Source organism: Streptomyces sp. 11-1-2 (genome assembly GCF_003595545.1).
Classification (GTDB): Bacteria; Actinomycetota; Actinomycetes; order Streptomycetales; family Streptomycetaceae; genus Streptomyces; species Streptomyces hygroscopicus_B.
Window position 1 is genome coordinate 9,416,538 of record NZ_CP022545.1, and the last position, 22,105, is coordinate 9,438,642.

General features: G+C 71.8%; 21 protein-coding genes and 1 pseudogene. 4 read left to right on the top strand and 18 right to left on the bottom strand.

Features of this window, described 5'->3' with window-relative positions; translation table 11 throughout:
• Positions 1-67: 67 nt before the first annotated feature.
• The 11 genes from ssuE to CGL27_RS50455 all read right to left on the bottom strand — a co-directional run bounded on the left by ssuE (position 68) and on the right by CGL27_RS50455 (position 10,239).
• On the bottom strand, positions 68-625 hold the full coding sequence (ssuE, locus tag CGL27_RS40525) for an NADPH-dependent FMN reductase (protein ID WP_078639613.1): 558 nt from the start codon (positions 623-625) through the stop codon (positions 68-70).
• A gap of 98 nt (positions 626-723) precedes the next feature.
• Positions 724-2,175: an FAD-linked oxidase C-terminal domain-containing protein gene (locus CGL27_RS40530; protein ID WP_119992504.1), complete on the bottom strand. Its 1,452-nt coding sequence runs from the start codon at positions 2,173-2,175 to the stop codon at positions 724-726.
• A complete protein-coding gene (locus tag CGL27_RS40535) occupies positions 2,172-3,347 on the bottom strand; it encodes an acyl-CoA dehydrogenase family protein (protein WP_205587832.1) in 1,176 nt (391 codons plus the stop codon). The genes CGL27_RS40530 and CGL27_RS40535 overlap by 4 nt, the downstream gene beginning before the upstream one ends.
• A complete protein-coding gene (locus tag CGL27_RS40540) occupies positions 3,344-4,381 on the bottom strand; it encodes an ABC transporter substrate-binding protein (protein ID WP_240450813.1) in 1,038 nt (345 codons plus the stop codon). Before CGL27_RS40540 ends, CGL27_RS40535 begins: the two co-directional genes overlap by 4 nt.
• Before the next feature lie 50 nt (positions 4,382-4,431).
• Complete coding sequence (locus tag CGL27_RS40545; RefSeq protein WP_119992506.1) at positions 4,432-5,532, bottom strand: LLM class flavin-dependent oxidoreductase; 1,101 nt, start codon at positions 5,530-5,532, stop codon at positions 4,432-4,434.
• Between the two features lie 8 nt (positions 5,533-5,540).
• Entirely contained in the window at positions 5,541-6,578 is a 1,038-nt protein-coding gene (locus tag CGL27_RS40550) for an ABC transporter substrate-binding protein (protein ID WP_240450814.1), read from the bottom strand.
• Positions 6,575-7,351 carry an ABC transporter ATP-binding protein gene (locus tag CGL27_RS40555; RefSeq protein ID WP_119992507.1) on the bottom strand — a complete coding sequence of 259 codons (777 nt, stop codon included), beginning with the start codon at positions 7,349-7,351 and terminating at the stop codon, positions 6,575-6,577. The genes CGL27_RS40550 and CGL27_RS40555 overlap by 4 nt, the downstream gene beginning before the upstream one ends.
• Entirely contained in the window at positions 7,348-8,274 is a 927-nt protein-coding gene (locus CGL27_RS40560; protein ID WP_119992508.1) for an ABC transporter permease, read from the bottom strand. The genes CGL27_RS40555 and CGL27_RS40560 overlap by 4 nt, the downstream gene beginning before the upstream one ends.
• Positions 8,275-8,326: 52 nt before the next feature.
• A complete protein-coding gene (locus tag CGL27_RS40565) occupies positions 8,327-9,178 on the bottom strand; it encodes a sulfurtransferase (RefSeq protein ID WP_119992509.1) in 852 nt (283 codons plus the stop codon).
• Positions 9,175-9,909 (bottom strand): lysophospholipase, encoded by a 735-nt coding sequence (locus CGL27_RS40570; RefSeq protein ID WP_119992510.1) that lies wholly within the window; start codon positions 9,907-9,909, stop codon positions 9,175-9,177. The genes CGL27_RS40565 and CGL27_RS40570 overlap by 4 nt, the downstream gene beginning before the upstream one ends.
• 168 nt (positions 9,910-10,077) lie before the next feature.
• Positions 10,078-10,239 (bottom strand): hypothetical protein, encoded by a 162-nt coding sequence (locus CGL27_RS50455; protein ID WP_162953181.1) that lies wholly within the window; start codon positions 10,237-10,239, stop codon positions 10,078-10,080.
• A 96-nt stretch (positions 10,240-10,335) separates the two neighbouring features.
• Between CGL27_RS50455 and CGL27_RS40575 the strand changes: the two genes are divergently transcribed.
• Positions 10,336-11,217: a LysR family transcriptional regulator gene (locus CGL27_RS40575; protein ID WP_078639607.1), complete on the top strand. Its 882-nt coding sequence runs from the start codon at positions 10,336-10,338 to the stop codon at positions 11,215-11,217.
• Positions 11,218-11,242: 25 nt separating this feature from the next.
• Here CGL27_RS40575 and CGL27_RS40580 read toward each other — a convergent pair whose 3' ends face one another.
• Entirely contained in the window at positions 11,243-12,187 is a 945-nt protein-coding gene (locus tag CGL27_RS40580) for a LysR family transcriptional regulator (RefSeq protein WP_119994787.1), read from the bottom strand.
• Positions 12,188-12,291: 104 nt separating this feature from the next.
• Complete coding sequence (locus CGL27_RS40585; RefSeq protein ID WP_119992511.1) at positions 12,292-12,906, bottom strand: NIPSNAP family protein; 615 nt, start codon at positions 12,904-12,906, stop codon at positions 12,292-12,294.
• Between the two features lie 135 nt (positions 12,907-13,041).
• On the opposite strand from CGL27_RS40585, the gene CGL27_RS40590 reads away from it, so the two are divergent.
• A complete protein-coding gene (locus CGL27_RS40590; protein WP_119992512.1) occupies positions 13,042-13,680 on the top strand; it encodes a TetR/AcrR family transcriptional regulator in 639 nt (212 codons plus the stop codon).
• On the opposite strand, the gene CGL27_RS40595 is transcribed toward CGL27_RS40590, so the two are convergent.
• The 5 genes and pseudogenes from CGL27_RS40595 to CGL27_RS40620 form a co-directional block, all read right to left on the bottom strand.
• Positions 13,677-15,164 carry a glycoside hydrolase family 43 protein gene (locus CGL27_RS40595; protein WP_119992513.1) on the bottom strand — a complete coding sequence of 496 codons (1,488 nt, stop codon included), beginning with the start codon at positions 15,162-15,164 and terminating at the stop codon, positions 13,677-13,679. The genes CGL27_RS40590 and CGL27_RS40595 overlap by 4 nt on opposite strands.
• Positions 15,165-15,241: 77 nt before the next feature.
• Complete coding sequence (locus tag CGL27_RS40600; RefSeq protein ID WP_119992514.1) at positions 15,242-17,092, bottom strand: glycoside hydrolase family 76 protein; 1,851 nt, start codon at positions 17,090-17,092, stop codon at positions 15,242-15,244.
• 127 nt (positions 17,093-17,219) lie between these two features.
• Positions 17,220-19,510, bottom strand: a pseudogene (locus CGL27_RS40605) (AbfB domain-containing protein).
• Between the two features lie 262 nt (positions 19,511-19,772).
• Positions 19,773-20,219: a hypothetical protein gene (locus CGL27_RS40615; RefSeq protein ID WP_119992516.1), complete on the bottom strand. Its 447-nt coding sequence runs from the start codon at positions 20,217-20,219 to the stop codon at positions 19,773-19,775.
• Between the two features lie 3 nt (positions 20,220-20,222).
• A complete protein-coding gene (locus CGL27_RS40620; RefSeq protein ID WP_240450815.1) occupies positions 20,223-20,684 on the bottom strand; it encodes an ATP-binding protein in 462 nt (153 codons plus the stop codon).
• A 245-nt stretch (positions 20,685-20,929) separates the two neighbouring features.
• On the opposite strand from CGL27_RS40620, the gene CGL27_RS40625 reads away from it, so the two are divergent.
• Together CGL27_RS40625 and CGL27_RS40630 are read left to right on the top strand one after the other, a co-directional pair.
• Positions 20,930-21,805, top strand: coding sequence for a helix-turn-helix transcriptional regulator (locus CGL27_RS40625; RefSeq protein WP_078639600.1), 876 nt, complete (start codon positions 20,930-20,932; stop codon positions 21,803-21,805).
• Positions 21,806-21,830: 25 nt separating this feature from the next.
• On the top strand, positions 21,831-22,043 hold the full coding sequence (locus CGL27_RS40630; RefSeq protein WP_119994789.1) for a DUF397 domain-containing protein: 213 nt from the start codon (positions 21,831-21,833) through the stop codon (positions 22,041-22,043).
• Positions 22,044-22,105: the final 62 nt, after the last annotated feature.

Sequence of the window (22,105 nt, forward strand, 5' to 3'; positions counted from 1 at the left end):
CACTGGCGGAAAGGACGGTGCGTACGCTACCGGGTGCCCGGACCGACCGGCGGCTGACGGCCCGCGATCAGGCGGCGACCGCGCCGGCGGATTCCGGGCCGCTCAGGGCCGCTGAGAACTGGTCGACGAGCCGTTCGAGCGCTTCCCGCGTGGCGGGGTCCACCACGACCCGCCCGTCCTCCCGTACCTCGATGTGCTTGTCCAGCACGAACCACCCCGGGGTGATGTGCGAGGGGCCCATGGAGGCGAGCACGGGCCGCAGCCCGTAGTCGATGGCCAGCACATGCGCGGTGCTGCCGCCGGTCGCCAGCGGCAGTACGGTCTTGCCCTCCAGCGCGTACTGCGGCAGCAGATCGAGCAGCGATTTCAGCAGCCCCGAGTACGCGGCCTTGTAGACCGGGGTGCCGATGACGATGCCGTCGGCCCGGGCGACGAGCTCCGTGGCGCGGACGATCTCCGGATGCCCGAAGTCCGCGTGCAGCAGGGCCTCGGCCGGAAGCGTGCGGACGTCCAGCGGGACCACCTGGTGCCCCTGCGCGGTGAGCCGGGAGTCCAGGCCGCGCAGGAGCCGAGCGGTGCGGGAGGTGGGGGAGGGGCTGCCCGAGATGGAGAGGATGGTGGACATGGCGGGGGTTCACCTCGTGATCGTCGTGCGGAAGGAGTGGACACACGGGTTCGTACGGCCGGCCGCCACGGCGGCCCCGGTTCCGGTCCCGGCGGACTTCACAGCGCCTTGCCCGGGTTGAGGATGCCGTGTGGATCGAAGGCCGTCTTGAGCCGGCGCTGGAGTGCGTGCTGGTCCGGGCCGAGCTCGTCGCCGAGCCAGCGCCGCTTGAGGGTGCCCACGCCGTGCTCGCCGGTGAGCGTGCCGCCGAGGCGGAGCGCGGCGGTGAAGATGTCGCCCGCGGCCTGCCAGGCGGCGTCCGGGACGGCGGGGAGGGAGGGGTCGAGGACCAGAATGGGGTGGAGGTTGCCGTCCGCGGCATGGGCGAAGGTGAAGATCCGCACCCCGTGGCGGTCGGCAGCGGCGTCGATCGCCCTTACGGCGGCGGCCAACTGACTTCTGGGCACGGCGATGTCCTCGATCAGCGGGCGGCCCAGCCGCTCCAGCGAGGGCAGAGCCAGCCGGCGCGCCGCGAGCAGCCGGTCCGCCTCGGCCGGATCTCCGGTGACCTCGACCGAGGCGGCCCGTCCGCCCAACTGCCGTACGGCCGCGTCGGCCTCGGCGGCCGCGCCCCGCCCGTCGCACTGCAGGAGCAGCAGCGCGCCGCCGCGTGAGCGCAGATCCGTACCCTGGGCGTCGTCCACCGCGCCCAGCACGGGGCCGTCGAGCAGCTCGGCCATGGCCGGCTCCACCCGGGCGGCGGTGAGTGCGGAGACGGCCTCGGCGCCCTCGGTGAACGTGGCGAAGTACGCGGCGACCGTGACCGTCTCCTCCGGCACCGGGCGCAGCCGCACGGTCGCGGCGGTGATGACACCCAGGGTGCCCTCGGAACCGGTGAGCAGGCCCGTGAGGTCGTAGCCGGTGACGCCCTTGACCGTGCGCCGACCGGTCCGGATGAGTGTCCCGTCCGCCAGCACCGCATCGAGGCCCAGCACCGCGTCCCTGGTCACCCCGTACTTGGCGCAGCGCAGCCCGCCCGCGTTGGTCGCGATGTTCCCGCCGACGGTCGAGATCGCGGCGCTCGCCGGGTCGGGCGCGTACCGCAGTCCGAACTCGCCCCCCGCCCGGTCCAGTTCGGCGGTGATGACACCCGGCTCGACAACGGCGATCTGCTCCTCGGGGCGCAGCTCCAGGATCCGGTTCATTCGCGACAGATCGAGGACGACACTGCCGGTGCCCGCGCTCGCCCCGCCGGACAGTCCGGTCCCCGCCCCGCGTGGCACGACCGGCACCCGCAGGGCGTGTGCGTGCCGCAGAGCCGTCTGGACGTGCTCGGTGCGCGTGGCGTGTACGACCGCGAGCGGGACGCCGCCAGGGTGGCTGCCGGAACGGTCGGTGGCATACGGGCCGGTGGCGCCGGAGCCGGTGCTGAGCGCACCGTCCGGCAGTGCGCGGCGCAGCGCCGCCAACAGCGCGGCGGCATCCGTATTGCCGGCATCCGTATCACCGGCGCCCGTGCCATCGGTGCCCGTGCGTTCGGCCGTACCGGGGCGGGACAGCGGGATGGTCATGTCTTCCTCTCGCTTGGCGTGCCGAGCGCCGCCGCGCCGACGGCGAGCAGCGCCGTGTCCTCCTGCGGGGCGTGGACCGGGGCGCACTGGACGTCCCTGAAGTGGCGCTCCAGGGGGTTGTCATGGGACAGCCCAGGATTGCCCAGCAGCCGTAGGGTCAGGGTGACCGCCTCGGTGGCGTGCCGGTCCGCCAGGACGCGGGCGCCCAGGGCGTGTTCGGGGGTGTACGAGGCGTCGGCCGCGTCCACGCGCTCCGCGCCCCCGAACACCAACTGCTCGGCCGTGTCCAGCCGCAGCGCGATCTCACCGGCCGCGCGCCGGAAGCGCTCGGTACGGGCCACCGGATGGCCGAGATTGGCGGGGACCCGCTCATGGGCGAAGCGGTGGAAGTACCGCTGGGCGGCGCGGGCCACGCCCAAGTAGAGCGCGGCGAGCGGCAGATGAAGGGCGGCGCCCGCGCGGTTGTCCTGCTCCGCCGCGGCGCCGTGCTCGGCCAGGTCGATGACGTTCCCCGCGGGGATCTCGACGTCGCGCAGCGCGATGTCATGGCTTCCACTGGCGCGCAGCCCCAGATGGTCCCAGCGGTGGGTGATCTCGATCCCGGGCGCGGTGCCGGCTACCACGAACGTGCCGACCCGTGGCGTGGGCTCGTCCGTGGTGGCCCACACCAGCAGCCAGTCCAGCCCCTCCACACCGGTCGCGAAGCGCTTGTGGCCGCTGAGCGACCAGCCGTCCGCCGTGCGCCGGGCGACCGTCGCGGGCAGCCCGCCCCGCGCGGGCGAGCCGAGTGCGGGCTCGACCCGGATGTGGTTGAGCAGCACCGGCCGCGCAGCGGCCTCGGCCAGCACCTGCCCGTACAGCTCCTGCGGCCAGTGCGCCCGCACAGCCTGACGACGGTGGATCGAAAGGCTCATCGCGGTGATCAGTGCCACCGACGGATCGCCTTCCCCGAGCGCGTGCAGGATGCGCGCGGTGGCTGCCACCGCGAGTGCGGGGCCCCCGTACCGCTCGCCGACGGTGGCGGTGAGCAGCCCGGCCTCGTGCGCGGTGCGGATCCCCTCGGCCGGAAACGTGCCGTCACGGTCGTAGGCGGCGGCGGTCGTGGCGAGCTGCCGCGTCACGGAGGCCAGCGAGGAGAGATCCGGGACTGGCAGCGATAGGTCAGTGGTCATGAGGCGAGTGCCTTCCGAAGCCGCGCGCTCAGCCGGTCGGTCCAGAAACCGCTCACCGTCAGCTCCCGCTGCACCGCACCGAGCGCACCGAAGGCGTCGGCGACCTTCTGCTCGGAGGCGGTGGCCTGGGCGCTCACCGGCCGTATCCCGGTCCTGCGCTGGGCCTCGCCCGCCGTGAACTCCGCCAGCGCCTGATCCACCGGCTGGTGGGTGGCGGCGGCGATGACCTTCGCGTACTCCTTCTGGCGTCCGTCGCGCACATAGGCGTATGCCTTGTCGATACGGGCCAGCAGATCCGCCAGCGCCCCGCGCTCGGCCGCGCTGCCGAGGGTGTCGTCGGAGGCGGTCCACAGGAAGTTGCCGGAGAGGATGTCCTTGCCGGAACCGATGGTGCGGGCGCCCCGCTGATGGGCGGTGATGACCGCGTTGCCGTACCCGGCGAACGCGTCGATGGAACCGCCGTTCAGCGCGGCGATCCCCTTGTCGGGATCCAGCGGGGCGGCCTTGACGTCGTCCCAGCCGAGCCCGGCCCGCTTCAGCAGTTCGTAGAGGAAGTAGTGGGCGGTGGTGTTCTTGATGTAGCCGACCTTCTTGCCCTTGAGCTGCGCGATCGAGGTGATCTTCGATCCCTTGGGCGCGACGACCTCCTGGTTGAGGGTGTTGCCGCGTCGCACGGCGACGACCTTGAAGTTCGGCTTCCCGTCGGCCGCGGCGAACACCGGCGGGATCTCGCTGGAGCTCGCCACGTCCAGCGCACCGGCGCGCACCGCCTCCAGCTGCCTGTCCCCGCCCTGGAACAGGCTCCACTTCACCTGGTACGGAGTGTCGTCCAGATGCGCGAACTTCAGCAGCGCCTCCTCCTCCTTCCAGCCGGTCGCACCGACCCGGAGGGTGACGGATCCCTTCCCGCCCCCGTCCGTTCCCGCGGCGCCGCCACAGGCGCTCAGCGCACCGGCGGCCAGCGCCACGACGACGGTGAGAGCGGTACGGGCGCGGGCGCGCCGGAAACGGGAGCGGGCCGGTGGCCTGGACATGCGGGTGATGCCTTTCATGAGGGGAACGGGGAGGAGACGGCGGCCGGGCGTCAGGCGGCCGAGGTGGCGGCGCGGTGCGCCAGCTCCTGACGGACCAGCGGCAGTACATGACGCCCGTAGTCGATGGCGTCGTTGAGCGGGTCGTAGCCGCGGATGGACAGCAGCTCGCAGCCGATGTCGACGTAGTCGAGCAGTGCCTTGGCGACCGTCTCCGGGGAGCCGACCAGCGCCGTGGAGGCACCGGCGGCGTTGGTCGCCGCGGCGGGCGCGGTCCACAGGCAGCGGTCGTGCACCTCGCCGCGCTCGGCGACGGCCAGCAGCCGCTGCGATCCGACATTGGACGGGGTGCCCTGGCCGACCGCCGGGTAGTGCCTGCGCTTGGCCCGCTCGGCGTGGTTGGCCTTGACCGCGCCCAGGGTGCGGTGGGCCTTCTCCCAGGCCAGCTCGTCGGTGGGGGCGATGATCGGCCGGAAGGACACCCAGATGCGCGGCCGGGGCCGGCCCGCGGCGTCCGCGTACGCGTTCACCGAGGCGATCTGCTCGGCGGTCTCCTTCAGCGGTTCGCCCCACAGCCCGAAGATGTCGCCCTGCTGCCCGCCCACCCGGTACGCCTCCTGTGACGAGCCGCCCACCGAGATGGGGATGGTGCCGTGGTACGGGGTGACATCGGAGCGGAAGCCCTCGAAGCGGTAGTACGGGCCCTCATGGGAGATCGGACCGTCGGCCTCCCACACGCTGCGCAGGATCCGGATGTACTCGTCCGAGCGGGCGTACCGCTCGCTCTTGCTCAGATAGTCGCCCTCGCGGCGCTGCTCCTCGTCGTTGCCGCCGGAGATGATGTGCACCACCAGCCGTCCGGCGCTGATCTGGTCCAACGTGGCCAGTGCGCGGGCCGCGTGGGTGGGGAAGACCACCCCGGGGCGGTGGGCGAGGACCGGTTTGATGCGCTCGGTGTGATGGGCGACGAACTGGGCCAGCTGCAACGCGTCCGGGGCGGCCGAGTGGTAGGTGACCAGGGTGTAGTCGAAGCCGGAGTCGTCCAGTGCGCGGGCGTAACGGCGGGCGTGGTCGACATCGATTCCGGACCCCGCGGTGGGGTCGCCCTCGGTGGCGGGGTTGGGGTGGACGGCGCTGATGAACTCGACGGGCATGGCTGCGGTCACTCCTTGACGAGGCTGGTGTCGACGTGGTCGGCGAGGACCGGCTTGGGGGTGAGCACACCGATGTCGTGCATGGTGTCGCCGACCTTCTGCACGGACCGGATCACCGGCTCATGCACCGGGAGCAGCTCGCTGTTTGCCTGGTTGACCAGGGCCTTGGCAACCGTGGCCGAGGCTCCGTTGTTGTGCTGGATGGCCTTGGCGTATGCGGCGGGGTGTGCACGGGACCAGGCCAGCGCCTTGTCGAGACGGCGCAGATAGTCGGTGATGGCCTTCTTCTTCGCCGGGACCTGGAGGGCCTTCTCGGAGGCCCCGATGAAGCCGTAGCCGCTCACCCGCCCGTTCGCCCCGTTGACCAGGAGGCGGCCCCCGTGCTGCTCGGCCACCGTCTTGTAGACGCCGAACGTGGCCCAGACCTCGACCTTGCCGGAGGTGAAGGCGGCCTGGGCATCGGTGGGCAGCAGATACTGCACGTGGACGTCCGAGTAGCTCAGCCCCGCCTGCTCCAGCGCGTGCGCCAGCAGATATTCGGCGATGGACCCCTTGGCCGAGGAGACCACGACCTTCTTCCCCTTGAGGTCCTTGACGCTCTTCACCGGTGAGTTGTTCCGGACCACGATCCCGGTGTGGGTGCCGTCGTTGTGCAGCGCCCCGACGGCCTTGACCCGGACCCCGCCGGAGAGTGCCTGGAGCGTGGGCAGATCGGCCGCGTACGAGGTGTCGGCGGCCCCGGCCTGTACGGCTTGGAACAGCGGTGCGGCGCCCTCGAACTCGGCCCATTTCACCTTGTACGGCGTTCCCTTCAGGGCGCCGGAGGCGTCGAAGAGCGTCTTCAGGTTCTTGGCCTGGTCGCCGAGGGTCAGTGTCACTTTCGACGGATCGGTCTCGGAGGCCGCCTCGCTGTCGCCCGCGCAGGCGCTGGTGGCGAGGAGGGCGGTGAGCGACAGCGCGGCGCCGAGCGTGCGCACCGCGGCCGTGGCCCTGTGGCGTCCGGTGTTCGGGCGGTTCATGCGGTTCATGCGGTTCCAGTGGTTCATGCCGTCACCTCTTCCCGGTGGTGGTGCGAAGGCGCCGAGGCGTCCTCGACGCCCAGCCGCCGCAGGAGTTCGCCGCGCAGCGCCACGAAGTCGGGGGAGCCGAGGTCACGCGGGCGGGCGAGGCCCACCTCCGCCTCGTAGGCGATCCGCCCGCCGTCCATCACCAGCACCCGGTCGGCCAGCAGCAGCGCCTCCTCCACGTCATGCGTGACCAGCAGCACCGAGCAGCCGTGCCGCTGCCACAGATCGGCCACCAGCCGCTGTGCCCGGACCCGGGTGAGCGCGTCGAGCGCGCCGAACGGCTCGTCCAGCAGGAGCAGTTCGGGCTCGTGCACCAGCGCGCGGGCCAGGGACACACGCTGGGCCTGACCGCCGGAGAGCGTGCGGGGCCAGACGCCCGCGTACTCCTCGATGCCGACCTCGGCCAGATAGCGCTCGGCGAGCTCGCGGTCCCCGCCCGGTAGACCGAGCACGACGTTGTGCCACACCCGTAGCCATGGCATCAGCCGCGGCGACTGGAAGGCCACCGAGCGCCGCTCCGGTACGTTCACCTCGCCTTCGCTCTCGCTGTCCAGCCCGGCGAGGATCCTCAGCAGCGTCGACTTTCCGCAGCCGCTCTGGCCGAGCAGGGCCACGAACTCGCCCCCGCGGATGGTGAGGTCGAGCCCTCCGATCACCGTCCTGTCGCCGAAGGCGCGGGTGAGTCCGCGGACCTCCACACTGTTCGGGCCGTTCACCGTGACACCGCCGGTGTTGTCGTGCGCCGCGCTCATGCTCCCTCCCCGTCGAACGAGGCCCGCCAGTCCAGCAGCCGCCGGGACAGCAGCCGTACCGCGAAGTCGCACAGCAGCCCCAGCACCGCGTACACGGCGAGGCACAGAACGATGACGTCGGTCTGGAAGTACTGCTGGGCGTTGCTCATCAGATAGCCGATTCCGGCGTCCGCGTTGACCTGCTCGGCGAAGACCAGGGCCAGCCACGCGGTGGACAGCGCGTACCGCAGCCCCACCAGCGCACCGGGCAGGGCGGACGGCAGGATCACGTACCGGATCAGCCCGATACGGCCCAGGCCCACCATCCGCCCGGCCTCGATGAGCTGCGCGTCGGCGGAGCGGATGCCGCCGTAGATGTTGAAGTACAGCGGGTAGGTGACACCGAGCGCCACCAGTGCGATCTTCGGTGTCTCGTCGATGCCGAACCAGACGATGAACAGCGGGATCAGGCCCACCCAGGGAATCGCCCGGAACATCCCCATGGACGCGTCGATGACGTCCTCGCCCAGCCGGAACAGCCCCGCGGTGAGCGACAGGGCGAGCGCCACGGCCGCGCCGATGAGAAAACCGAGGGCCGCGCGCCGACCGGAGGCGGCGATGGCCCGCGGCAGCTCACCGGTGCCGATGAGGTCCGCCCCGCGCCGCACGACGTCGACGGGGGAAGCCAGTACGGACTCGGGGAGCACGCCTGTGGCGGCGGCCAGGAACCAGAGCAGCAGCAGCCCGACGGGCCCGGAGGCCCGCCGCACCCCGCGCGGCACCCGGAGGGGGGACCGCCGCCGGGTGTGCGGGGTGGTGGGGCGGGATGCCGGTGTCGCCGCGGGTTCGGCGGGCGGCGTCTTCACCGCACCGGGAGACGGTGGTGGTGCGGAGGTGTGCGGCGGCGGTGAGGTGCCGGACACGGGGGAGTGCGGGGAGGGCATGATGCGGCCTCTCGGTCGGGGAGTGTGCGAAGGACGGGTGCGGGGTGGCGGATCAGCCCGGCAGCGCACCCGCGGCCGCGGGGCGTGCGGCGTCGGCGGACCAGGCGGACCAGGAGCCGGGGTAGAGCGCGGCAGTGATGCCGACGCGGGCCAGGGCCGCGACGGTGTGGGCGGCCGTGACCCCCGAGCCGCAGTAGACACCGACCTCCGTCGTGCCGTCGGCACCCAGCGCGGCGAAGCGGCGCGCGAGCTCCTCGACGGAGCGGAATGTGCCGTCCGGCGCCAAGTTCTCGCCGGTCGGGGCGGACCGGGCGCCGGGAATGTGCCCGGCGCGCGGATCGACCGGCTCGGTCTCGCCCCGATACCGCTCGGCCGCTCGCGCGTCCAGCAGTACGCCGGTACGCGCCACCTCGGCCGCCGCGTCGGCGTCCAGCACGGGCAGCCGCCCGGCGGTGAGCACGACGTCCCCCGCCGCCGGCCGGGCGGGCTCGCCCGACTCGACCGGCAGTCCGGCCGCGCGCCACGCGGCCAGCGCCCCGTCCAGCAGCGAGACCCGCTCGACCCCGGCCCATCGCAGCAGCCACCAGGCGCGAGCGGCCGCGGTGTTGCCGTTGTCGTCGTACACCACCACCGGTCGGCCTTGGCCAAGTCCCCAGCGGCGTGCGGCCCGCTGCAGGGCACCGGGATCCGGCAGCGGATGGCGGCCGCTCTCCGGGGTGGGCGGAGCGGAGAGTTCGGCGTCCAGGTCGACATGGACCGCCCCGGGGATGTGCCCGGCGAGGTAGTGCTCATGGCCGTGCGGATCGCCGAGCCGCCACCGTACGTCCAGGACGACGGGCGCCGGATCAGCGTGGAACAGCCGGGAGTACAGCTCGGCCGGCGTGGTGAGGACGGGCGCGGTCATGCGCGGTCCTCCGTGACGGCGATGAGCGGCAGCCCGGGATCCAGCCGCACCCGCTCCAGGAAGAGGACCACCGTGGCGGCGGCGGTGCGATGGGTCACGTCGTTGAGGACGTCGTGCCGGGTGCCGGCCAGGCTCACCAACTCGGCGCCCGGCAGCCCGCGGTAGACGCGGCGGACCTCATCGAGGGGGCTGACGGTGTCCTCGGCACCGTGCAGCCCGAGCACGGGAACGAAGATCCCGTCCAGCGCGGGCGACTCCGGCGCCGACGGGTCCTCCAGGGCGCCGCGCCGGAACGCGGAGTCGGCGGTCAGCCTGCCCCGGTGGGTGGGGCAGGCGGTGCGCCGGTCCAGTTCGTCCTCCCAGTCCGCGGCCCCGGTCGCCGTGGGGCGCGCCCCGGTCGGCAGCCCGGCGAGGATCAGCGCGTCGAGACCGGGGGTGCCGAGCCCGGCGAGGCGGGCCGCGTGGGACGCCCCGGTGTCGGAGCCGACCAGGACGCGGGGGCCCGGAAGCGTCTCGTCGCGCAGCAGCTTGGTGGCCGCCTCGATGACGGCCTCGGGGTCGGCCGAGGCGTCCCCCAGGGCGCGGACGCGATAGCCGTCGGCGGCGATCCGGCGGCCGAACCGCTCGTACACCCCACCGTGTTCACCCCGTCCGGGGAGGAGCACGAGCGTGCCGCGCGGGGCGATTCCTTCTGGTTCGTCCCAGGAGTGGACAGGCTGAGCAGAGGGCATGAGAACTCGATTCGTCGACAGTGACGCCGCCCGCACAGGCGAGGCGGAGCGGCCGAGCCGGGGGCGGGACGGAACAGGAGAAGGCGAGGGCGCGAAGGGCCCTGGCAAGGCGATGCGCGGAGAACGGAGAAGAGGCGAAGACCCGGCGGACGGCCGGGAAGCCGGGAGTCAGCGACAGCGCATGGCGCCGGTGCGGCCGAAGTCGACCACGCGCCGCCGCGTCAGCCGGGCTCCGGCGGCGCGGCACACCGCCGGTCCGGCGGCCGACGGCCCGGATCCGGTGCGGTGGGTGCGCGGCGCGGGGGCCGCCACGAGCGCTGTACGCGACATGTCCCCAGGATGCAGGAGACCGGAGTTGGCCGTCCAACGATGATTTGCCATCAAAATCGATCACGTTTTCTGATCGATCGCTGCTAGCCTGCGCACATGCGACCGGTACTGGACATCGTGGCGTTGCGCAGCCTCATCGCCGTCGCCGACTACGGAGGCTTCCACCGCGCCGCCGGCGCGCTCGCACTCAGCCAGTCCGCCGTCAGCCAGCACATTCGGCGGCTGGAGAAGGCCCTCGGACGCCCCATCGTCGAACGCGACGGCAGGAAGACCCGGTTCACCACCCATGGCAGCCGACTGCTGGAAGAAGCCCGGCTGATCACCGGCGCACACGACGCCGCCGTCCGCCGGCTCCTGGGGGAGGACACGGCCGACGTGGCGCCCGTCGTCATCGGCGCCACCGAGCATGGCGCCGACCAGATCCTGCCCGTCCTCACCGGAGCCGTACGCGACACCCGGCCCGGTGCCGAGGTCCGCGTGCGCATCGACCGCTCGGCACGGCTGACGGACGCCGTCGAGCGCGGCGAACTCGACCTGGCCGTCTACGTCACCGAGGCCGCCTCCGCCCCGGGCACCCCAGTGGGCGAACTCCCCCTGCGCTGGTACGCCGCCCCGGGCTGGAACCCACCCGCCGCCCCCGCCCCGCTGCCCCTGGTCGCCATCAGCGACCCGTGTGTGATCCGCCGCCGCGCCCTGACCGCACTGGCCTCTCACCACACATCCGCCACCGTGGTTGCCGAGGCCGGATACCTCGCCGGAGTCCTGGACGCGGCCCGCGCCGGACTCGGCGCCGCCCTGCTGGCCATCCCCGGCAGCCCGTACCCCGACGGTCTCACCCCCCGCCACGACCTCCCCGCCGTCCCCCCGGTGCGCATCAGCGCCCTGGCCCGCAGTGGCTGCGACCCCTCCCTGGCCGGAGCCACCATCGAGGCGGTGCGCGGTCTGCTCACCTATCGCGAGGCGGGCACCGCGGTGTGAGCGGGCGCGGAGCGCCTGGGCGCGGCTACGCGGATTCGCGTGGGCCACCGGGCCCGGTCGCGGGGCGGCCCTCCGCGGTGTCGGTGGCCTCGCGGAGCACGTCCCGCACCTGGTCGCGGAGCCACGCGTGGGCGGGATCGCTGTCGTGCCGGTGATGCCAGGTGACGACCACCTGGGTCGGCGGCAGCTCCAGCGGGAGCCGCCGGGTGACCAGGCCGAGCCGCGCCGAGGCGGGGCGGCAGACCCGCTCGGCGACGACGGCGACGGCGTCCGAACGGGAGACCACGTCCAGTGCCGCCGCGCTCGTCGGCAGGGACGCGATCACCCGTCTCCGCAGGCCGCGTTCGGCGAGGGCGTCGTCGACGGCGTCGTGCAGACGGCCCCGGCGCGAGACGGTCACGAAGGCCATGCGGAGGAGCTTGTCGACATCGACCCTGCCCTTGGCGAGCGGATGCTCCCGCCGCAGGGCCAGCACCATCCGGTCGCTGCCCACCACCTCGGAGGAGATCTCCGGGCGCCCCGGCTCGTTCGCGCCGATCTCCAGGTCGACCTGGCCCCGGGTGAGGTCGGGCTGGTCGGCTGACGACTCGGCGAGCAGGCTCAGGTGGATGTTCGGGGCCGTGGCGCCGATCCTGGCGATCAGCGGGGCGGCGAGGGCCGCCAGCAGCGCGTCATGACCTCGCACGGTGAAGTGCCGGTTCAGGCGGGCCAGGTCGAGTCGGCGTACGGGAGTGAGCACGGCGGTGGCCCGCCGGACCAGCTCGCGGGTCTCCTCGCGCAGTTCGAGGGCGCGCGGGGTCGGGACCATGGTGCGGCCGGCGCGCACCAGGATGTCGTCGCCGGTCGCGCGGCGGATCCGGGCCAGCGTCCGGCTCATGGCCGGTGGCGAGAGGTGCAGCCGGTCCGCCGCGGCGGTCACGCTGTTCTCCTCCAGCAGCGCGTCGAGTGCCACGAGCAAGTTGAGATCCACATGCGCCACGGTAAGGGATGCCCTGGATGGATTGCGCCGGGCGTCATATCTGTCCGGCCCCGACGGCTACCTCTGGCGACCGCCCACGGGGTCGGGTCACGGGGTCAGGCCAGCGGGGAGATGGGGGTCGGCAGGGCGATCGTGGAGGTGGCGTGGGCGATGTTCTCCGGGCCGTTCTCTGGGGGCCAGATGCCGCGTTCGTAGGACTCGCGGCGGATCTCCAGCCGGGCGTTGAGGTCGGGGAAGGGCCAGATGTGGGTGATACGAGGGACGCCGTCCAGGCCGTACATGGCGGTCGTCAGCGGGTGGAGCCGGGTGCGTTCCGGCACCGCGGCCTCCCAGCCGGCCATCGTGGGCACCAGGCCGCCGACCTTGAGGTGGTAGGTGCGGAACTCGTACACGGAGCCGTAGTGGCCCGGCTCGACCGGTGGCAGGAAGGGAAACGGGGCGTAGCTCTCCACCTGGAAGCCGGTGAGGTGTTCCCCGATGCCGAACGGGTCGGCGCTGGTGAGCACGCGGGTGCGCTCCTCGGTGAGTTCCTCGGCGCTCTCGAAGCCGCGCAGCAGAAGCAACTGCCCGACGATGACGCCGTGTTCGGGCTCCCAGCAGCCGAGCAGCCGACCGCCGGTGGCGTCGCTCGTGGTGTAGGTCTCCAGTGCGGACAGTGCCTTCGGGACCGTGCGCAGCTTGAGGGAAAGGGTGGCGAGTTCATAGAGCATGGTCGATGTCCTGACCGTTTCTTTGTCCCGGTTCGCGGGGGTTTCCGGCGGTCGGGATTGCGTCGCCGGTCCCCACAAACTAAAGTGAAGCATCACTTTAGTTCAAGGGCAAGCAAGCGCAGAGGAGGGCCACCCGTGGACACCACCGCCGACGTACCCGGTGCGCGCCGCACACAGGACCGTCCCCGGCGCCCGCGCAGCATCCGGGCGCATGACGCGGTGCTGACCGCCACCAGCGCGCTCATGCGCGAGGTGGGCACGGCCGGGGTCACCATCGACCGCATCGCCGGCCGGTCGGGTGTGAGCACGGCGACCATCTACAAGCACTGGCCCTGCAAGGCGGCGATCATGGCGGAGGCGTTCGGCCGGGATGCGGCCGAGGCGGTGGTGTTCCCGGAGACCGGCCGCCCCGTCGAGGATCTGGTCACCTTCGCGACCGACCTGCTGACCTACTACACCAGTCCGGAAGGTGGCGTCTTCGGGCAGTTGCTGGCCGCCTGCGCGACCGAGCCGCAGGCGGCGCCGTACTTCCATGAGTTCTTCCTGGCGCCCCGCAGGGCGGCCCTGGAGCCGTACTGGGACCGGGCCGCCGAGGCGGGGCTGACCAGGCGGGGCGTGGACGCCGCGACGGCCACGGACGTGCTGCTGGGCGCGCTGGCGTTCCGCCTGATGGCCGGGCATGAATCGCTCGCCCCGGAGGAGGTGCGCAAGCTGGTGGAGTACGCCCTGCACGGTCTGCTCGTCCCGGCGGACACGCCGCATGCCGGTTGCTAGCGGGTGTATACCTCCGCACGGTCCACGCTCACGAACGAGGCCCCCGACTGGGCGTTGTGCTCGCCGGTCACGCGGATGCGCAGGGTGTGCCGGCCGTAGGGGAGCCGGGGGCTGAGGTATTGGAGGGTCTCGCCGGTGCGGATCGCCCCGTAGAAGTCCCGGCGTTGCTCGGGGCCGCCGTCGACGCTGAGGGCGGCGATGCCGTTGCCGGTGTCGCGGACCGAGAGCAGGGCGATCCGGGTGCCGGTGAAGGAGAGGGTGGCGGTGTTGCCCGCCTGGTCGCTCCAGTGGTCATCGCCCCAGAAGCACTGGGTGGCGCAGCCGGTCCCCGAGTTCCAGTTGCCGGTGAACGTGGCGCTTCCGTCGCCGCTGGACCGGCCGTCGTCGTTGATCCAGTACGTACCCGCGCCCGGGTCGCCGGACGGCAGGTCCTGGGTGGCGCCCGTGGCGAGCGGACGGCCCAGGTCGGGGCTGCCGTCGGCGTTCCAGGTGATCCTCTGGGCGCGTGTGGTGCGGTCGGTGTAGGTGTTCACCGACGTGGTCTTGGCGTGGTAGACGATCCAGTCCTCCGTGCCGTCGGGGGAGCGGAAGAAGGCGTGGTGGCCGGGGCCGTAGACACCGTGGTCGTCGGCGCGGGAGAACCGCGCACCGGTGTGCTGGGTCCAGTTGCCGGGCACGAGCGGGTCGGCACCGGACGGCAGGGACATCATCCACACCTGGTAGTCCGGCTTGCCCGTGTCGCAGGTGGAGTACGTCATCCAGGTGCGGCCGTTGCGGTAGAGGAACTCGGCGCCCTCGCGCACCTCGGGGCAGCCCCCGGCCGCGTTCAGGGCGACGGCGTTGCCGGAGACGGTGTAGGGGTTGGACATCGGGGCGATGTTGATGCCGTTGTGCTGGTACTGGTTGATGCCGGAGTAGGCGAGGTAGAGGCGCCCGTTGTGCTGGAGGATGCCGGGGTCGATGGCGAAGTCGGACGCGTGGTTGGGCGGCGTCAGCCGGGACTTGAAGTGGTAGGGGCCGGCCGGGTCGTCGCGGTCCGACTCCAGCACGTAGAGCCTGTGGTGGTCGTCGACCCCGTCGTCGGCGGTGTAGTAGAGGTACCAGCGGTCGCCGAAGCGGTAGAACTCCGGTGCCCAGATGTGCTGGTTGCGGGAGGGATCGGGGTCCGTCCACACGGTGATGGGGTCGGCTTCGAGCAGGGTGCCCAGGGAGGAGGAGCGCCACATCCGGATGCTGTCGCCCTGCGTGGTGGTCAGGTAGTAGTTCCCGTTCCAGACGGTCATATACGGGTCGGGGCCCGTGTTGAGGGGGTTGCGGAAGGTGCCCGCGGCGGCGGTGTGTGGTGTCGCGGTGGCGGTGGGCGGTGTCCCCTTGACGGCAGACGGGGCCGCGGTGGCGGCGGGTGGGGCGGCGAGCAGGCCCCACAGGATGGCCAGTAGCGCGGTGAGCAGTGCCGCGTGGCGGCGGGTCGTGCGGGGGTTCATGGGCGCCTCCTTGCGTCGATGTGCGTACGACGGGCGGGGTCCGGACCGAGTGGCCGTCCCCCGGTCGGCGTGGCGGGTCACAGGCCGTCCGCGGCCGTCAGCGCGCCGAGTGCGCTGGCCTGGGTGCGCCAGTCCGCCTGGTTCGGGGCGGTGCCCGCCCAGCGCTGGCCGAGCCGGTTGAGGGGGTCGCGGTCGGTGGTCCAGATCGAGTCGGCCTGCTTGGTGATGTACGCCCGGTAGGTGGCCGATCCGGTGGCGTCCGCCAGGTCGGCGAGGTGGCGCATGAAGATGCCCTTGAACTGCTTCTGGTTGTCGTCGCACGTGCCCGTGCCGGTGTCGCAGGACTCGGTGAGCACGCCGTCGCGGGTCAGCGCCGTCGAGGTGATCGCGGCATCGGCCAGGCGGCGGGCGGTGTCCAGGTACTGGCCGTTGCCGGTGGATCGCCACAGCTCGGTGAAGGCGCCGATGGCCAGGCCCTGGTTGTAACTCCACACGGTCTGGGAGTTGTTGCGGCAGTCGCCGGTCAGCCCGTCGTTGACCAGGCCCGCGCCGTTGATCAACCCGCTGCCCTGGTACCAGGTCGCGGCCGTGGCCGCCCGGTCGCCCCATACGGTGTCGCCGGAGATCCGCTGGTGCAGTGATGTGGTGAGCCACAGGTACAGCCCGTTGGTCACCGCGTTCTTGTAGGTGCGCTCCCGGTCCCACCACACACCGCCGCCGCAGCTCCCGGTGTCCCAGTACTGGTGGACGTAAGCGGCGATGGTGACCGCCTCGTCCAGATAGCGCCGCTCATGGGTGTGGTCGTACGCGGTCAGCCAGGCAACCCCCCACCACGCCGCGTCGTCGATGGCGCGGCTGATGAAATGGCCCTCCACCGCGTCGGAGCTGCGCACCCCGGCCGGGAAGGCGCCGCGGTTCTGCTCAAAGGTGCGGGCGATGACCCAGTCGTAGTCGTGCCGCCCGGTGCGCTGGGCGAAGTCGATGAGCGAGGTGACCGCGACGGCCGAGTTCCACCAACTGCTGCGCCACCAGCCCTCGTACGTCTGGTACGACGCCATCAGCGCGTCCGCCGCGGCGCGCGCCCGGCTCGGCGCGGGCCGCACCCAGGCCGTGCAACCGCCCTCCTGGTGGGCGGACTCCCGGCCGCACGCCCGGACCGCGCCGCCGAACATCAGCCCGCGCGGATCCCGGGTGGCGAACATGGCCGTATGCGTCGAGGTCTTGCCCGAGGGCACGCTCGTACGTCCGAGGGAGGAGCCCTCGGGCCAGGTGGCGCCGTTGTCCCAGGAGCGGTCGAGCCAGATCTCGTCGCCCGCGCCGCCGCTTTCGATGACGCCCCACGCCATCCCGTTCCGCTGGTCGACATGGAGGCTGATGGTGCGCCCGAAGAGGGTGGTGGACGGCACCGGGCGGTCGTCGCCCGCCGCGGTGGCGGGGGCGGCGCCGTCGCAGGACGTGCCGTCGCACACCGTGGGGTAGGCCCAGTTGGTGCAGGCGACACCGGCGGCGTCGGCGCAGGCGCGGATCCAGCCGCGCCGGTGTCCCACCGGGTCGGTGAGGTTGTACATCAGGGTACGGGTGCCGGTCCAGGTGCCGGGGATGCTCGCCCTGCCGAGCAGGCCCTCCCAGGAGGTGCCCCGGTCCCAGGAGCGGTCGAGCCAGACCGAGTCGCCGCTCACGCCGTTGTCGATGCTGGCCCAGGCCATGCTGTCGGGGTCGGACATATGCAGCTTCAGGATCCGGCCGCCCAGGTTCACCTGCGGTACGGGGAAGGTGTCGCGCTGCGCCTTCGAGGGGTCGAGGGTGTCGCATGCCAGTGCGCAGACCGGGGTCGCGGCACGGGACGGCATGGGGAGGAGGACCAGGCCGGCCAGGGCGATGGCCAGGGTCAGGAGTCCGCGAAGGACACGGTGGAGCCGCGCTGACATGACGTACCCGCCTTTCCGTGGGGGGCCGTGCGCATGAGCGTGGGGGAGGAGAGAAGTGGCGGCCGCCCGTGCGATGGGGCGGCCGCCGGAGGTGCGCGGCCCGTCGATGCGGGCCCGCGGCGGTCGGTCAGGGAGCCCAGGGTGGCTCGATGGCCCAGGTGGTGTCCTCGGTGAAACTGGCCGGGTTGTCCCAGGTGTGGGCACCGCCCGACTGGGCCAGCCACAGCTCGGCGTTGATATGCCGCAGATACTGCCCGGGGAAGCCCGCGGCCGACATCCGGACGCCCCCGCTGCCCTGGACCGGGCACCAGGTCGCGTCCTCCTTGGCCACGGTGGAGCCGTCGCTCGCCTCGCGCCGGACGCGGAATTCGCGGTGGCGCAGGTATTCGCCCGGGTAGTTGCGGGACTCGAAGGAGTAGCAGAGCTTGTTCGCGAGACCCGGCCTGACCGTCCAGGTGGCGTCCTGCTTCAGCACGTCGCCACTGGCCGAGTTGACCACCTCGGTGAAGCCCAGCCCGTCGTAGTGGCGGATGTAGCGGTCGGTGTAGCCGGGGGTGGTGACCCGGATCGACACGTTCTGCCCGACCGGCAGTTTCACCGTCGCGCCGAGTGACCGGGAGGCCGCGATGAGGGCCTGGTTGGCCGCCCGGACCCGGGCCTGGTCGACCTTGACCACTTGGCGGTCGTAGGACATGAGCCCGTTGGCTTCGTTCTCGACGTCGGTGATCTGGGTGTAGACGGAGGCCGACAGGCCGCCCGCGGGCATGGTGTTCTCCCGCATCCCGTCGAGCAGCCCGACGAGCCGGTTGTTGAGCGCGGCCGTGGTCGGCTGGTCCTCGTAGCTGAACCCGCCGCCCGGGTACCACTCATGGCCGGGCACCCGGTAGCCGAGGCCGCCGTACTCCCCGAGCACCGAGGCGCGCACCGGCTCCGTCGGGGTGTTGCCGGGCCCCACGTAGTTGTGGTTGTCGATGACGTCGCCGTTGCCGCCGTCCTTGGCGGCGCAGCAGTTGACGCCGCTCATGTTGTCGACCAGGCGGGAGGGGTCGTACGCCTTGACCATGTCCGCGATGCGGGCCTGGTCGTACTGGCCCCAGCCCTCGTTCTGGTCCACCCACTGGATGAGCGAGGGCGAGCTGCGGTTTGGTCGATGATGGCGCGGTATTCGCTCTCCCACTGGGCGCGGGCCGCGATGTCCGGGGTCTTGCCGCTGTCCATCGAGGGCATGTCCTGCCACACCAGCAGCCCGAGCCGGTCCGCCCAGTAGAACCAGCGCTGCGGCTCGACCTTGATGTGCTTGCGGACCATGTTGAAGCCCAGGTCCTTGTGTTTTTGCAGGTCGTACTTGAGGGCCTCGTCGGTGGGCGCGGTGTAGATGCCGTCCGGCCAGTAGCCCTGGTCCAGGGTGCCGGTCTGGAAGACGAACCGGCCGTTGAGCACCGGCCGCCGGACCCCGCCCACGTCCTTCACCGCGATCGACCGCATACCCGTGTAGGAGCCGACCTTGTCCGCTCCGGTGCCGGTCAGCTCGGCCGTGACGTCGTAGAGGAACGGATCCTCCGGCGTCCACAGGCGGGTGTCCGGCACCGGCACGGAGAGCTCGGTGCCCACCGTGCCCGTGGCGCTGCCGACGGTCGTGCCGCCGCTGGAGACGGTGACCTTGACGTTCGTGCCGTCGGCTCCTCCGGCGCCGCGCACCGTGACCCGCAGGGTGTTGTCCTCCAGGCGCGGGACCATGTCCAGGCGGGTGATGTGGGCGGTGGCGGTGGGCTCCAGCCAGACGGTCTGCCAGATCCCGGACGAGGCGGTGTAGACGATGCTCTTGCCGGGGTGCGGGGTGACGTCCTGGACGCGCTGCTTGCCGATGGCCTGGCCGCCGGTCTCCGTCGGGTCGTACACGGAGATGACGATGGTGTTGGTGCCGCCGTTCAGCAGGGGTGTGATGTCGTACGAGAAGGCGTCGTATCCGCCGCGGTGGGCGGCACCGGCCTGCCGGCCGTTGACCCAGACCGTGGTTTCCCAGTCGGACGCGCCGAAGTTGAGCTGGATGCGGCGGCCGCTCCAGCCGGACGGCACCGTGAAGGTGCGCTTGTACCAGAGCTTGTCATTCTGGGTGATCTTGCGCTGGACGCCGGAGAGCGCGGATTCGGGCACGAACGGCACCCGGATCTGCTCGCCGAATGTCGTCGGCTGCCCGGCGTCGCGGGAGGTGACCGCGAAGTCCCAGATGCCGTTGAGATCGGCCCAGTCGGGCCGGGTGAGCTGCGGGCGCGGATATTCCGGCAGGGGGTGGTCGACCGGGACCTGGTTGGTCCACGGGGTCGTCATCGGGGAGGGTTTGGGGTCCCAGGCCGGGGCGGCGTGGGAGGGGCCGGCACCGGAGACGAGCAGGGCGGTGGCGGTCAGCGCGGGGACCACGGCGGCGGCCACGCGCCGCCGCCAGGTCCGTCTTGGACGGAGGAGGGAGGGGAAGCGGAGGAACAAGTGTTTCAGCACGCTGCTGCTCCATGGTCCGGTTGGCGCCGCCGCCCGGTGGGCGGCGGAACTCTTCCACAGGGAACACTTGCTGCACGAATACCAGAGCATTCACGACCGGTGTTTGTCCATAGCTGGGACAACGTTGTCGGCCTTGCTGGGCCTCGTGCGGAGCGTCAGCGTGCGGGAGGCGGTACGGTCCGGCTCACACCGCTTGGGACGGCCCGGTGGCGTCCCCCGGTGACCAGTGGGGCCGGATGCCGGCGATATGGCAGGTCATGAAGTACAGCGGAATCGGCGGCGTGTACGGCGAGTCGTCCTGGGGGTGATGGACCAGGCGGGGGAGGCGGGAGCGGATGCTCAGGTCGGTCATATGGGCGCCGACCGCATAGCTGGTGAACGACGGCCAGGCGACGTCGATATGCGATCCGGACGGCACGATCCACCACCACCGCTGATCGTCGGCGAAGACACAGCCGATGCGGGGCAGGCACTTCATGACCCGCCTGCCGATGTCCGCGGGCATCCCCACCGCGTCGTATCCCAGCCTGGCGGGCAGTCCGTCCGGCAGGCGCAGGCGTCCGCTGTGGCCTCGCCGGCGGTTCGGCGCGCTGAGTGTCGGCGCCTCAGGGGCGACAAACTGTCGGTCCATCAGTCAGTGACACTCTTCCGTGCGCGCCGGCAGTTCAGCCCAGATGATCCGCCCCGGCCCGTGCGGGGCGTCCTTGACACCCCAGGCGCTGCTCACCGCGCCGACCAGCAGCAGCCCTCGTCCCCCGTGCTCATCGGGGTCGGGGGTGCGCGGTGCGGGGAGGGTACGGGCCCGGATCTGTTCCTCGACCTCGACGCGCAGATGTCCCGCGCCGATGCTCAGCCTGCACTTCAGATGATCGCTGAGCGTATGTGTGATCACGTTGGTGATCAGCTCGGAGACCACGAGGAGTGCGTCGTCGCACACTTGGGCGCTGATGCCCCAGGCGCGCAGCCGCTCGCGCACGACCGCGCGCACCGTGCCCACCGAGGAGGCGATGGCCGGCAGCCGTAAGGCGACTGCCGGATGCGTGTCCCGCTCCCGGGACGTCCGAAGGGGACTCAGGGGAAGGGCGAGGGGAGCCACGAGCGGCCGCCTTTCGTCTGCCTGCGCGTCATGGACCGTGCCGTTCCCGCACTGCGCAGTGCCTACGGACGTACCCACGCAAGCGTTCCCACCGTGATCGGACGGTGTGACCACTGTGACAGGTGCAACGAGCGAGTTGCAAGCGGTAACTTGAAAATTGCAAGTTGCCATCGGAGGTTCCGCTTGCCCGGTCCGGCGACCGTGACAGACTGCAGCCGTAATGCCCGGTGTGGGGAGGTAGAGCGTTGGCCGCGGAAACCGCATGGGGCGGTGCACCCTCTGTCCTCCGCATGATCCTCGGCAGACAGCTCGAGGAGCTGCGAACACGCGCCGGCCTGACATACGACCAGGCGGGCGCGGCGATCGGGGTCAGCCACTCGACGATCCGCCGGATGGAAGCCGCCAAGGTGGCGCGGCTCAGGCTCGCGGACGTGGAGAAGCTGCTCCAGACGTACGGCGTCACCGACCGGCATGAGATCGACACCTTCTTGAAGTCGGTCCGCGAGGCCAACAAGCGCGGCTGGTGGCACACCTACCGCGATGTGATGCCGGACTGGTTCGCCGCGTATCTGAACCTGGAGCAGGCGGCGCTTCAGATCCGCGCCTACGAGGCGCAGTTCGTCCACGGGCTGCTGCAGACCGAGGACTACGCCCGTGCGCTGCTCAGCGCCGGTAACCCGCATGCTCCGGCGGAGGCCACCGAGCGCCGGGTCGCCCTGCGCATGCAGCGCCAGGAACTGCTGTCCCGGGAATCCCCTCCCCGGCTGTGGGTCGTGATGGACGAGACCGTGCTGAGGTGGCCGGTCGGCGGCCCGGCCGTGATGCGCGCCCAGATCGACCACCTGATCGAGATCAGCGCTCTTCCTCAAGTGACCGTGCAGATCATGCCGTTCGGAAGCGGTCCGCATCCGGCCATGCGGGCCGGTGCGTTCCATGTCTTCCGGTTCAGGGCCGCGGAGTTGCCCGACATCGTCTACCTCAGCGGCCTGGTCGGCGCGGTGTATCTGGACAAAGAGGAAGACGTGGTGGTGTATCGCGAGGTCCTGGACCGGATGGGCGCCCAGTCGGTGCCCGCCAGGAAAACCGAGGCCGTCCTCGGCGCCATTCGCAAGGAGCTCTGAAGTGCACCACCACATACGCAGCGGCATGCCCTCCCATGATCTCGGCACCAGGGGCTGGTCCAAGCCGTGGAGTGACGACGCCGGGGGCGCCTGCGTCGAGGCCAAGAAGCTGCACGACGGGCGGGTGGCGCTGCGTCAGTCGACCGACCCCGACGGCCCCGCGCTGGTTTTCACCACACACGAGATGACCCGGTTTCTGGCAGGTGTGAAGGCGGGCGACGCCGACTTCCTCTGCTAGCGCCACGGCACCGCAACCTTCCCTGTCCGTGCGGGCCGGCCCGGCCTCGCACGGACAGGGGC